Source organism: Streptococcus salivarius, from assembly GCF_009738225.1.
Lineage (GTDB): Bacteria > Bacillota > Bacilli > Lactobacillales > Streptococcaceae > Streptococcus.
This window is the reverse complement of the sequence record NZ_CP018187.1, coordinates 557751-571272: the sequence shown is the minus strand read 5'-3', so window position 1 is coordinate 571272 and position 13522 is coordinate 557751. Positions and strand designations below refer to the sequence as shown.

Here is a 13522-nt window from a genome sequence, read left to right as displayed (position 1 = left end):
GCACCAATCTAAGGAATTTTCCTATGTCACTTCTATCTTATCATCAAAGCGCAAAAAAAGCGACATCTAACCTAGAGTGTCGCTTTGTATTAGAGATATGTTTTCAAAAAAAGAGCCTTTCGGCTCTTTTCATTTTAAATCGCAAACAAATCGTTTAGGTTTTCAGCCATAGTTGGGTGAGTAAAGATTTGTTTAGCCAAATCTGTGTATGGAATGTGATGATTCATCGCTAGGGTAATTAGATTGATAATTTCATGAGATTCTTGACCAAAGAGGGTCACTCCCAAAATTTCCTTAGTTTCAGGATTTACCACAGCTTTGAAGGCACCACGCAAATCGCCATTAACATGACCACGAGGCATGCCAGCAACTGGAAGTTCCTTGACAGCAACTGGTCCACCTGCTGCTCTGGCTTGATCTTCAGTAAGACCAACTTGTGCCAAAGGTGGGTTGAGGAACATGGCAGTTGGAACTGCTCCACGTGTTTCAAGGTTATAGCTACCATCCCCTGTCAAGTAATTAAAGACAATACGGAAATCATCTAGTGAAATGTAAGTGAATTGGAGACCACCATTAACATCACCCACCGCAAAGACACCAGGAACACTTGTTTCTAAATGCTTATTAACCTGAATACCGCCACGTTCTGTCAAGGCAATATCTGTATTTTCCAAGTGAAGGGGTTCGATATTAGGCTTGCGTCCTGTCGCATAGAGGAGAGCATCAAAACGAAACTCACCTTTGTCAGTAACAACGACAACTTCATCACCGTCATTCTTAACTTCAGAAGTTTTAACACCTTGCTCAAAGACAATGCCGTCCTCTTCCATGTATTCCTTGGCCAACTTAGCAATAGATGGCTCCACACGTGGCAAGAAGCTAGTCGCAGCATCCAAGACAGTCACTTGGCTTCCCAAACGGTTAAAAAGGCCAGCAAATTCAAGACCGATATTACCACCACCTAGGACACCCAGACGTTTTGGCAAGGCTTCAAGGGTTTGAATACCAGTTGAATCGTAGACATGCTCAGTTGTTGTCAAGCCAGGAATAGGCAAGACATTAGATACAGCACCAGTATTGATAACAATAGTCTCAGCTGTAAGCTCTTGGCGGTCATCACCAGCCACTACTTCAATAACCTTATTTGACACAAAATGTGCCTCTGCATCAATGACATCAACGCCATTGTCTGCCAACATTTTATAATTCTTAGCATTAAGACGACCAGTCACTGCACCACGTTCCTTCATGGTGTCGTCAAATGACCAGCCCTTCTCAGCCGCAACAATCATAGTCTTGGTTGGGATACACGCAATATTAATGCAAGTACCACCATACATCGCTTTACTGCGCTCGATGACAGCAACTTTCTTACCAGCTGCATTCATCTTAGCAGCCAGAGTTTTACCGGCTTTACCGAAACCGATAACAATCAAATCATAGTTTAACATTTCTGTATCCTCCTATCTATTGCCATTCTATCATTTAATTTTTCAGACTGCACATATCTGATCCGTAAATCAAAAAGGGGAAGTTTAGTAACCTCCCCCTAGTTCAATATAGAAGCTAAACTGTAAGACTTTAAAATAGTCTAGCTAGAAATAACTACTTTTTAGACTCACCCCATTTTCCTAATCACATAGAGGGAAACGAATCATAAAGCTACTCCCAACATCTTCTTTAGACTGAATATCAAGTTCTGCCCGGTGTAACTCTGCAATATCTTTGACAAAGGATAAACCTAACCCAACACCACTATTGAGCGATTTGTTTCGAGAATCTTCGACCTGATAAAAACGGTCCCAGATTTTATTGAGCTGGTCTTCTGAGATACCAATACCATCATCTGCCACTTTTAAAAGAGCCTGATTGTCCACCCTTTCAAGAGTAATGGAAATACTAGTACGAGTAAATTTCATAGCATTACTCAGCAGATTATCTAGCATTCGGATGACAAGTAACTTCTCACCCTTTATCCATAAATTGGGTTCAATAGCTACTTTAAAATCAATAGCTGATTCTGCCCACTTTCTTTCTTGTGCCTGGCAATATTCTGATATCAGGCTTGACAACGATAATCTTTCTAAATCATTCCAATTAAGCTTCTGAGTTTTAGACAACTCCAAAATTTGCTCCGTCATATTTTTCATTAATTTCGCCTGACGGTTTATGATAGTATGGGATTCTTTGGATTCTTCCAGACTATCAGCATATTTCGAACCAAACTCACTTTCAGACAAGATGACAGAAAGTGGTGTTCTAAGTTCATGAGAAACATTTTGATTAAACCGCTTTTCTTTCTCAAAAGTCGACTGGACCGATGATATCATGTCATTAAAAACTTTGGTCAATCGTGTCGTTTCAACATAAGACAGCTTATAAGAAGAGGAAACACGTTTAGTGTAGTCTCTACTTTCTGTAATCTCTTCCGCCATCTGAGTCACATCTTTAATTGGCACAAATGCACGTTTTAAAATTCGACGTCCTACCCATGCCATACCAAGAATTGAAATGGGAGCAAGAATAGCTATCGAAATTAAAAACAAGGTTAATTCCTTACTCAGTCCAGATGCGGTTCGCACACCACGAATCCACTTTCCTTTCTTGGCATTATAAACATCGTAATAATAATAGTTCATTTGTGAACTGCTATAGGTAGATAATTTACCAGACTTAAAGGAAGCATTCGCATCAAAATCACTTGGGAGTGCCCCTTTTTCAAACTCCTTATTTTGATTGTAGAGTGCAAAATAGATACCATCATCAAAGGATTCAAAATCATCAAGATCCGTAGACAATTCTACCGTTTCTTGTTCCAACTCACTTCGTGATTCATAGTCAGACCAAGTTCCTGATATGATAAAAGAGGCTACAAACATGACAATGAATAGTAAGGAGACAAACACTGTATACCAAAGTGTTACCTTCGAAATTATAGAGAGTTGTTTAGTCTGATTCTTCATTTTTGAAAACATAGCCCATGCCCCTCTTTGTCTGAATAATTGACGGATTCCCCAATTTCTTTCGAATATTCTTGACTAGCACATCAATGATATTCGATTCTCCCACATAATCAAAATCCCAAATATGCTCTCTAATTTGCTCCCGACTTAAAACAATATTCGGGTGTCTAACCAGGCATTCAAGAAGTTCAAATTCCTTAGAGGTTAAGTCAATCAGCTGGCCATTTTGAGTCAACGTTTTTTTCACAAAATCTAGACAATAGTCTCCAAAAACCACACTACTGGTTAGATTTTCCCTATTATCTCTTCGAAGCATGACACGAATTCTAGCTAACAATTCATCGAATTCAAAAGGTTTTACGAGATAGTCATCTGCACCAGCATCCAAACCCGTCACCTTGTCTTCTAGTGTATCTTTTGCCGTTAACAACAAAATCGGTGTCTTAATATGATGATTTCTCAAGTAGGACAATACCCCCAAACCATCTAATTTAGGCATCATAATATCTGAAATAATCACATCATACTGTGAAACTTTGATGTAATCCAATGCCTCTTGACCATCATAAGCCGAATCAACACTGTATTTTTGTGTCTTTAATAATTTCACTATGCTTCGGTTCAAGTCAACTTCATCTTCAATTACTAATATTTTCATAGACATCTACTCTCACTCTCTTATCCCATATTATATCATGTTCGTATGAAAAATCTCGGCTAGTAAAGGACTAGTCGAGATTTAGATTTTTAATAACTAAAATTAATCTTTTTCTGTTTCAATGTCTTCTTCTACAATTTGGCCTGTATTAGCATCAAGTTCAAGATCAATCTCTTTCTTGCCCTCAGTTAGACTAACGTCATAGACAAGTGTATTATTCTCAACATCTAATTGCAATTTTTCAATAGTAGACTTAGGATATTTAGATTTAACCTGACTTTCAGCACCAGCTAAATCAATCTTATAACTAGCATTAATCAATTGCTTATCATCCTTATCCTTGGTCAAGTCTTTCGTTTTAGACTTCAAGACATCCCCTGTCTGACCATCAATTTTGTACTCCTTCTCATTTTGACCATCAAGAATAGTAATTTCAAAAACAGTTTTTCCAAACTTAGCCTCTTGCTCATAACCGATTACCTGACCACTTTTTGATTCATTGAGAGCTTTTTCTTTGGCTTGGTCTACCGTCAAACTTGATTGGGTAGTTGACCCAGTACTTTTAGTAGCTTTAGCAGTATTAGCAAACACTACTACTGAACTACATGCGAGACCAAGTGATGCAAGTGTGATAACTGTTTTTTGTTTAATTGTTTTTTTCATGATATGTTCCAACTTTCTTTTTTATTAACTTATCAAGTTTCTCTTGATGATTTTATTTTAGCTAAGAAAGATGAATCTAAAATGAATAAATAACTTTTTTACTATTTTTTTTGATTTTTTTAGAGAGAGTAAGTGGTTAGATTTATTTTTATGAGTTTGCTGCCTAAGCATTCTTTCGCAGAAATTCTAATATCATTTTATTAAATTGATTACTTTCAATAAAGGCCGCGTGCCCCTGTTTGCTAAACTCATAATAGGAGGCTTTTGGAATGCTATTTGCAAGTTCCCTTGCACCACCCACACCCAGAACTAAATCGTTTTTGGCTCCCAGAACAAGGGTCGGACAAGTGATTTTATCAAGCGACTTATAGCAGTCAAACTCAAGAATAGAGTTGGCTAAACGGACAAATCGTTCTTGTTTTTCAACACTCACAGTCTTCAAGAATAGTTTATTAATCACATATAATTTCTTTAAAACAGGTGACGAAAATGTTTTACACATTGAATCCTTATTGAGCTTAGCTATCTCACCATTTTCTACCATTTCAATCCAGCCTCCAATGGTTTCTCTACTGATATCATTATTTCGAGAGAATGTCAGAGCTAATACTAGCTTTTTCACCTTTTGAGGATACTTGATAGCAAATAGCTGAGCAATCATACCTCCCTGTGATATGCCTATGATAGGAGCATTATCAATATGTAATTCTTGCAAGGACTGATAAAGGTCATCCGCCATATCCTCAATAGTAATGCCTTCTTCGATGTGGTCCCTTCTATCAAAAATATAGACCGTATACTCCTTAGCGTATCGATAAAATAGCGAGTAAATGGCAAGGTTGGACATATCACCTAATCGTTGCAAACTTAATCCCGTAATGATAATAAGAGTTTTGTCTCCCTTACCAAAAGTGACATAGTCTACACCTGGGTCCGACAAATGATTTCTTTGAATGGTAAACATTATCTACACACTTTCATTGTAAGATTTAAGTAGTATCATGCGTCCGGGGCATTATTTGATGCCATGATGATAATACTTACCAAGACAACAAAGGTAACTTGCCAAAGAATGAAGGCCAAGAAATCCCCACCTTTAAAAATAAGCAGATCACAAAGTAAAATAGCCAACAGCACAGCATTTTTTCTAAAAAGTTGGTCACAGTTTTTCCAAAAAGTCTCAAAAGAAATATTGGCTCCTATCTTACGAACAAACTTCACATGATAAATAATCTCAACCAGAGATGCCACAGCTACTGTAGTTAGCAGTTCGGTCAAAGAGACATCCATACGAAAACCAAAATAAAGAACGACAAGCTGAGAGAAAATAATTACTGTGATCACACGAATATGGTTGGCCACGATAAAACCTCCTAATGGCAAACATGAATAAAATACCTTATAGATACTCATTACTGCCCTTAATATGTCTACTCATTATAGCATAAAATAAGAGCAAAATTAGAAAAATTCTAACAGTTTCGGCTTTGTAGCATTTCTTGTCTCAGACCACAAAAAAAGAGTCAACCAAATCATGGTGCGACTCCTCTTTGTTTATGCTAAATAATCTATTTATGCCAATTCATCAATTGATGTATACTCTCTGTCTAAGCCCTTTGCAACCGGTTTGCTAGTAATATGACCTTGGTAGGTTGTAACCCCTTGACGAAGACCTTCGTCGTCGTTAATGGCTTTTCTGAATCCTTTTCCTGCAAGGGCTTCGATATAAGGCAAAGTGACATTGGTAAGGGCAATGGTTGATGTACGTGCCACAGCTCCTGGGATATTTGCAACGGCATAGTGAAGGACACCATGTGTTTCATAAACGGGCTCATCGTGAGTGGTCACGCGATCCGCAGTTTCAACAACCCCACCTTGGTCAACGGCAACGTCAACAATAACAGAACCTGGACGCATTTGTTTAACCATATCGTTAGTAACAAGTTTCGGTGCTTTAGCACCTGGGATAAGAACAGCACCGATAACCACATCAGCATCACGAACACTCGCTTCAATATTGAGCGGATTTGACATAAGTGTTTGAATTTGGCTACCAAAGACTTCCTCAAGGACAGACAAACGTTTGGCACTGATATCAAGAATAGTCACTTGAGCCCCAAGTCCAAGTGCGATACGGGCCGCATGTGTCCCTACGACACCACCACCGATAATAGTCACTTTCCCTTTAGGAACACCAGGTACCCCACCTAGGAGAACGCCAGAGCCACCCTCTTGTTTGGTCAAGAAGTGAGCACCGATTTGAACGGCCATACGTCCTGCAACTTCACTCATTGGAACCAAAAGTGGTAGGTGACCTTCTTGACCACGTACTGTTTCATAGGCCACACCTGTTGTCTTAGCATTGACCATAGCATCTGCCAATTCTGGAGCTGCTGCCATGTGCAAGTAGGTAAAGAGTAAAAGATCCTCACGAAGGAAGCCATATTCTGCTGCAAGAGGTTCTTTCACCTTAACCACAAGCTCAGCTGCCCAGGCTTCTGCAGCAGTTGCAACGATTTTAGCACCTTGATTGGCATAATCTGCATCCGCAAAACCAGAGCCAAGGCCTGCATTTGTTTCGATTAACACGACATGTCCCCTAGCTACAAGACTTTGCACACCAGCAGGCGTTAGAGCCACACGGTTCTCGTTATTTTTGATTTCTTTTGGAATACCAATTAACATACGTTTCTCCTTATTCGGAAGTTATAAGGTCAACCATCAAAAAGATGACTTGACCACTCCCTATCTATTTTTGAAATGATAACGCTTTCATTTTATCTAAAAAACTCAAAAATAGCAAGTGAAAAATCTTCCCTCCCTTTCTAAGTCCTGAAATCTTGCTTCTAAAATACGACAAAAGAACCCAACCAATCGGCTGGGTTCTTAAGTGTAAACTAAATGATCAAAAGATTTTTTCTCCTTAAGCACGTCCTCCTTTTCAATATCAAAAGTAGTACCAATTTAAAGTCCTTGTCCTTAAGCTTTATTCAAAATAATCAAAGAGTCCTTGGTCTTTTAAGAGCTTATGTCCCAAGAGAAACTCAGGATGCTACTGAACACCTATAAATGGCGCGTCGGTGAAACTCTCAACTCCCTAACAGGTTTTTCATTACTGGTAATACCGATTAAGGGAATGGTCATTTGCCTTTCTCCTTAAAATAGTCAAGTAGAAAAAGGGCGTTTTCCACATAGTAATTCACAGCTACTGGCAAGGCCTCATCTTTCACAAGGAAATCATCATGGTGCCAGTCTGGTGCATTTTCTTCACCATTTGAGCCAACAAAGGCAAAGACTCCTGGTATTTCCTTTTGATAGGCCGCAAAGTCTTCGCCCCCTGTTGATGGCAGCGTTTCAATCACTTCTGCGAAGGCTTTAGAATTTTCAAAGATGAGTGGTGTGAGAGTATGGTCATTGTAGGTCACGTAAGGTGAATTGCCCCAGCTTATCTCTACCTCAGCACCAAACTGGTCTGCTGTCGCCTGAACAACTTTTTCAAAGCGAGCAATGACATCTTCCCGAACCTTAGGCTCAAAGGTTCGAATCGTTCCTTCGAAAAAGCCGGCTGCCGGAAGAACATTCCAGGTATTTCCAACTTCGATATGAGTGACTGACAATACAGCTGATTCAAAGGGCGATACCGTCCGAGCCACAATTTGCTGTAAATTATTAATGATAGTCGTAGTAACCAAGACTGTATCCACACCCAAATCAGGACGGGCCGCATGGGACGAAACACCCTTGACATCAACCCTAAACTGCTCCACTCCTGCCATAATAGCACCTGAACGAAGACCAATCTGACCAGGTTTCAAGTGAGGATTATTGTGATAACCGATAATAGCTGATACACCCTCAATACCGCCCGCTTCAATGACCTGATAGGCCCCTTGGAAATTTTCCTCAGCCGGTTGAAAAATTAATCGAACGGTCCCCTTAAGCTCTGCTTCTCTTTCTTTTAAAAGATGAGCAGCTCCAATCAGAGAGGTCTGGTGAAAATCATGACCACAAGCATGCATGGCACCATTGTCGCTAGCATAAGGAAGTCCTGTCTTTTCCTTAATCGGTAGGGCATCAATATCAGCACGCAAGGCAATAATAGGATGACCTGACCCAATCTCAGCGATGAGTCCTGTCTTCAAGGGATAATTTAAAGGCTCAATACCTAAATTTTTCAAATAAGCTTTCAAAAAGACTGTCGTCTCATGCTCCTCCTCAGAAACCTCTGGATGTTGGTGAATCTGATGACGCGTCTTTGCTAAATGATTGTAAAATGCTTCTGTCATAATGAACCTCCCTCTCTGATTAGACTTGGTCATTGCTCCTGACTTACTTCAGTTCTCAATCGAATTGATACCATCATACCACCAGAAACAAGGCTTGAGAAATTAAAAAAACTTATGGAATGTCATAAGTTTTACTTATACCCCTAGAAAAGGCCGCCATTATGAGCCTTACAGTATTAAGTCTCATGATAGAGGGAACCTATCATGAGATTGAAAGTTACTATCGCACTTTAAGCCACATAGGGCTGCTAGCCAAGATAAGTACGTAAGATTGCTTTTTCCGCTTCCGTTAACGCTCGGTAGGATCCTACTGCTAACCCTTCATCAAGCTTAAACTCTCCAAAAGAAATACGCTTAAGATAGGTTACCTTGACGCCATAAGCCAAAAACATCTTTTTCACTTGATGAAACTTGCCTTCAGAAATCGTAATTCGAGCACAGCTCTTGTCACTTGCAGAACTTAGAATTTCCAGCTGAGCTGATTGACAAATAGTACCATCTTCAAAAACAACACCAGACTCAAAAAATGCAGGTGCATCAGGCCCAAGAACATCATTGACCTCGACATAATAAGTCTTAGCCACATGATAACGTGGGTGAAGCATGGCAAATCCCAAGGGACCATTGTTAGTAATCAGCACCAGGCCTTCCGTATCTCTATCCAAACGCCCCACAGGATAAAGGCCCTCTCGCTGATCTTCAGGCTTTATCAAATCAATGACTGTTTGGTGTTCCTTGTCCTTTCGAGCTGACACTACACCTGCTGGCTTATTCATGAGATAGTAAACTTCTGGCGTATGCTCCAGTTCCTTACCAGAAACCGTGATAGTTTGAAGACTAGCATCCACATTAAGATTATCTCGATCCGCCAAGACACCGTCTACATAAACTTGACGACTACGAATGAGCTTCTTGACCTGATTGCGGGAACCATAGCCTGCCTGTCCTAATAATTTGTCTAAACGCATAACCTTATTGTACCACGGATAAGCCTGGTCTAGCAGACTAAAAAAGAAGGACAGAAGAAAAATGTCAAAAGAACGCTGGATAAAACAAAAAGTCTACCTTAAAAGATAGACTTATCCATTATTAACACTTACACATTTACATGGAAGACATGCCCGACCAAGAAAGTCACAAGCATGGTCAAGAGTCCTACTGTCAAGTTACGCAACATCGCTTGTTTTACAGGTGCTTTTCCGAGCTTAGCACTGATATAACCAGTCAAAAGCAAGGTAAGAGCAACCACGACCACTGTTACAGGAATACGGTAAGGCTCTGGGAACAACATGATAGCTAGGGCTGGTGGCAAGGAACCAACTGAAAAAGCCAGGAAACTAGATACAGCAGCATGCCATGGATTAGTAATTTCATCCAAATCCACCCCATATTTTTCTTCAACTAAGACCTTAATCGGATTCTTATTGAAGGCTTGATTAACCTTAACTTCAGCTGCTGTTTCACAATCCCCCTGACTGAGGAAGGTTTGATACAAACTCTCTCTAGCTGCCTCAGGAGAGCGGTCCAAGAGGGCTTGTTCCTTAGCGATAGCAGCTTCTTCAGTATCTTTTTGCGTTGACACACTGACATATTCGCCACCTGCCATCGAAAAGGCACCGGCAAAAATCGCTGACAAGGCAGAAATCAAGATGAACCAGATGTTTGATGTCGCACTGGCCACACCGATAACCACTCCCGCAATGGAAATGATACCATCATTGGCACCCAAAACACCAGCTCTCAAAATATTCAAACGTTCTGCAAAATTCTTATCTTCCAATTCTCTTACTCCTTATTTAGAATGATTCTAAAAAGTATTATAGCAGTTATTTAGAATGATTACAAATAAGAAGTTTAAAAAGTAGAATTTTTAAGGTGTACTCCAGTCACACGCAAACTCCAAAGCTAATAAAGCTACCTTGTCCTTTTCATCTAAATCCTCATGACTAGATAAGGTTCGGATATCCCATTTTTCTTCCGAGAGGTGGTCTGCCGCGTAGAAGAAATAGCAGAGCTCAAAGCCTCTATAAGCTGCTAAAGCTGCCACTGCTGAACATTCCATATCCACACAGATGGCTCCTGCTTCCTTTCGTCGCTTCATCTTGTCGATGGTTTCCCGGTACGGTGCATCTGTCGTCCACACTTTTCCTGACTGATAGGAAACCTTGTGGCTTTCCAGAAAGGCTTGGAAGAGCGGAAGGGTTTTCTTGTTTACTTCCACTTCATCACTAGCTGGAAGATAGTGGTAACTGGTCCCCTCGTCGCGAAGAGCAGCTGTTGGAATGATGATGGAGGTCGCTTCGATATCTCGATCTAAAACTCCACAGGTCCCAAAAAGAACGAGTTTTTCCATCCCAAATTGAATTAGGTCCTCAATAATCCCCACACAGGAAGCAGCCCCAACTGGTGCATTAAAGGCACCAATCTGTTGGTCTCCAATAGTGATTCCATAGACCACGACTTCAAAATTAGCCATAGAGGTTCTTGCAATGACCTCATGGTCATAATTCTCAAGGAGGCGAGCAAAAGTTACTCTTGAAAAGCAAGAGATGACAACTTTGGGAAATCCTTCAATTGGTTCGTGTAAGTCTTGTGGATTGATAATCGCTTGTCTATTATCATCAAATTCAGTTAGTAGCATACGTGACCTCCTTAGTTTTAGGACCCATTATAACACAAAAAAATCAGACCAAAAAGAACGGTCTGATTCTATCACTATTTATTCTTCATTCTCCAAATCGTCCAGCTGTTTTTCAAGACGTCTTCTCTCATATCTTCCCAGTGCTGTGAGAGCCCAATTCACCAAAAAGACAAAGGGAACAAAATGATATAAGTAATTAGAGGTGATGACACCCTTGTTAAAGAAGGAGCTATAGACTAAGCATGCAACTGCCTCTGCAATCATTATGTAATGGCATTATGTTAGAAATAAATTGCAAAACAAAAAGCCGAGATTCCTCTCAGCTTCTTCACTATTTAAACTTAAGCAGGCGTTACATCCAAGATCTCACCAATTGCCGCAAGACGTTCGACAACTTCTTCTTGGTTCAAACCATTTTCAGAGACATAACGGTTGCGTGGGTGAACACGGCATTCATGTGAGCAGCCACGGAGGTATTTATCTTCATTTTCCTCTGAGGCAAGGATACGACGGTTACAGAATGGGTTACCGCAGTTGACATAGCGTTCGCAAGGCGTCCCATCGAACCAATCCTTACCGACAACGACAGGGTCTACATGGTTGATATCAACGGCAATACGCTCGTCAAAGACATACATCTTACCATCCCAAAGCTCTCCTTGAACCTCTGGATCTTTTCCGTAAGTGGCAATTCCACCGTGCAATTGACCAACATCTTTGTAGCCTTCACGGACCATCCAACCTGAGAATTTCTCACAGCGGACACCACCAGTACAGTACACAACCACGCGCTTGTCCATGAACTCTTCTTTATGGTCACGGACCCATTGTGGCAATTCACGGAAGTTGCGAATGTCTGGACGAATGGCTCCACGGAAGTGACCAAGGTCATACTCATAGTCATTACGTGTGTCAAGGACAACTGTGTCCTCATCTAAAAGGGCGTCTTTAAACTCTTTTGGTGACAAGTAGGCACCCGTTGTTTCAAGCGGATTGATGTCGCTGTCAAAGTTATCATCCTCTAAGCCAAGGTGAACGATTTCCTTCTTGTAGCGAACAAACATCTTCTTGAAAGCTTGCTCCTCTTCCTCATCAATCTTGAACCAAAGGTCCTCCATCCCTGGAAGGCTGTGAACGTAGTCCATGTATTTTTGAGTGGTTTCATAGTCACCAGAAACCGTTCCATTGATTCCCTCGTCAGCGACTAGGATACGTCCTTTGAGGCCGATTGACTTACAGAAGGCCAAGTGGTCAGCCGCAAATTGCTCAGCATTTTCGATGGGAAGGTATTTATAATAAAGCAATACTCGAATAGGTTTTGCCATTGTATGTCCTCTTTCTTTATGAGATATCTATATCTGTTGTTTGATAGTCAAAGTCAACTTAACTATTATAGCGCTATCAAAGAGAGCTAGGCAATTGATTTGCTTGGAAGTAACTTTTCACAAAAGAAAAAGGTTGAGCGCCAAATGGCTCAACCTGAGTTTCGTAAGATTGTTTTTCAAAAGATAGTATTACAATTTCGCAGCGGCTGCCTCATCTAGGATAAGAGTCACATCAGGATGATTTTGCAAGACACTAGCTGGGACTTCCTCTGTCACCGGACCCTTGACCATCTTGAAAATGGCATCTGCCTTCTTGTCGCCATAGGCAAACAAGATAATCTTCTTAGCAGCCATAATAGAAGCAATCCCCATCGAAATAGCCTTTGTAGGGACTTGATCACGACTGGCAAAGAAACGGCTATTGGCTTCAATGGTGCTGTCAGTCAAGTCGACCACATGAGTTTGACTATCAAAAGGCGTACCTGGCTCATTAAAACCAATATGCCCATTACTTCCAATTCCTAGGATTTGCAAATCAATGGCATGTTGTGCCAAGACGTCATCGTAATCCTTAGCCGCCTGATCCAAGTCCTCAGCCATGCCGTCAGGCAAGAAGCTTTCCTTGAATGGCTTGGCATCAAAGAGTTGAGCCTTCATAAAGGCATGATAGCTCTGCTCATGGTCTGGTGCCAGTCCAACGTACTCATCCAAATTGACGCTGTAAAGTTCCGAAAAATCCACGTCGCTTTCAACCATCTCTTGGTAAAGGGCGATAGGTGAACTACCTGTCGCCAAGCCCAATGTTTGAGCACCCGCTGCAAGGCTCTCTTTAAGAAGATCAAAGGCAACTTGGCCTCCCTCAACTTGATTCTTAACTAAAATCTTTTTCATTCTATTCACCTCGATATTGGTATATACCATTTTCTTTATTATCTCTTTTTTTAACCTTTTTGTCAAGCGCTTTCACTCGACTCCTTTAATGACGG

At 40.7% G+C, this 13522-nt stretch carries 13 protein-coding genes and 1 pseudogene; all 14 read right to left on the bottom strand.

Annotated elements, in window-relative coordinates:
* Positions 1–134: 134 nt before the first annotated feature.
* The 14 genes and pseudogenes from BSR19_RS02910 to BSR19_RS02845 all read right to left on the bottom strand — a co-directional run bounded on the left by BSR19_RS02910 (position 135) and on the right by BSR19_RS02845 (position 13427).
* The gene (locus BSR19_RS02910; protein WP_060972453.1) at positions 135–1451 is read right to left on the bottom strand and encodes an FAD-containing oxidoreductase; all 1317 of its coding nucleotides are present in this window, start codon (positions 1449–1451) and stop codon (positions 135–137) included.
* Between the two features lie 180 nt (positions 1452–1631).
* The gene (locus BSR19_RS02905; RefSeq protein ID WP_037602050.1) at positions 1632–2975 is read right to left on the bottom strand and encodes a sensor histidine kinase; all 1344 of its coding nucleotides are present in this window, start codon (positions 2973–2975) and stop codon (positions 1632–1634) included.
* Entirely contained in the window at positions 2947–3621 is a 675-nt protein-coding gene (locus BSR19_RS02900; RefSeq protein ID WP_037602124.1) for a response regulator transcription factor, read from the bottom strand. The genes BSR19_RS02905 and BSR19_RS02900 overlap by 29 nt, the downstream gene beginning before the upstream one ends.
* A 102-nt stretch (positions 3622–3723) precedes the next feature.
* Complete coding sequence (locus BSR19_RS02895; RefSeq protein ID WP_037602048.1) at positions 3724–4284, bottom strand: PepSY domain-containing protein; 561 nt, start codon at positions 4282–4284, stop codon at positions 3724–3726.
* A 163-nt stretch (positions 4285–4447) separates the two neighbouring features.
* Positions 4448–5248, bottom strand: coding sequence for an alpha/beta fold hydrolase (locus BSR19_RS02890; protein WP_060972454.1), 801 nt, complete (start codon positions 5246–5248; stop codon positions 4448–4450).
* Positions 5249–5283: 35 nt separating this feature from the next.
* Entirely contained in the window at positions 5284–5646 is a 363-nt protein-coding gene (locus BSR19_RS02885; protein ID WP_231605978.1) for a hypothetical protein, read from the bottom strand.
* A gap of 210 nt (positions 5647–5856) precedes the next feature.
* On the bottom strand, positions 5857–6969 hold the full coding sequence (gene ald, locus BSR19_RS02880) for an alanine dehydrogenase (RefSeq protein ID WP_156246526.1): 1113 nt from the start codon (positions 6967–6969) through the stop codon (positions 5857–5859).
* A gap of 455 nt (positions 6970–7424) precedes the next feature.
* Positions 7425–8570 carry an amidohydrolase gene (locus tag BSR19_RS02875; protein WP_156246524.1) on the bottom strand — a complete coding sequence of 382 codons (1146 nt, stop codon included), beginning with the start codon at positions 8568–8570 and terminating at the stop codon, positions 7425–7427.
* 248 nt (positions 8571–8818) lie between these two features.
* Positions 8819–9538, bottom strand: coding sequence for a 16S rRNA pseudouridine(516) synthase (locus BSR19_RS02870; RefSeq protein ID WP_156246522.1), 720 nt, complete (start codon positions 9536–9538; stop codon positions 8819–8821).
* Between the two features lie 128 nt (positions 9539–9666).
* A complete protein-coding gene (locus BSR19_RS02865) occupies positions 9667–10350 on the bottom strand; it encodes a VIT1/CCC1 transporter family protein (RefSeq protein WP_002886159.1) in 684 nt (227 codons plus the stop codon).
* 90 nt (positions 10351–10440) lie between these two features.
* Positions 10441–11211: a nucleoside phosphorylase gene (locus BSR19_RS02860; protein ID WP_156246520.1), complete on the bottom strand. Its 771-nt coding sequence runs from the start codon at positions 11209–11211 to the stop codon at positions 10441–10443.
* 78 nt (positions 11212–11289) lie between these two features.
* Positions 11290–11487, bottom strand: a pseudogene (locus tag BSR19_RS11575) (hypothetical protein); the annotation flags it as partial.
* Positions 11488–11552: 65 nt separating this feature from the next.
* Positions 11553–12536, bottom strand: a complete 984-nt coding sequence (gene trhO, locus BSR19_RS02850; protein ID WP_156246518.1) for an oxygen-dependent tRNA uridine(34) hydroxylase TrhO — start codon at positions 12534–12536, stop codon at positions 11553–11555.
* Positions 12537–12725: 189 nt separating this feature from the next.
* On the bottom strand, positions 12726–13427 hold the full coding sequence (locus BSR19_RS02845) for a glucosamine-6-phosphate deaminase (RefSeq protein WP_156246516.1): 702 nt from the start codon (positions 13425–13427) through the stop codon (positions 12726–12728).
* Between the last annotated feature and the right edge of the window lie 95 nt (positions 13428–13522).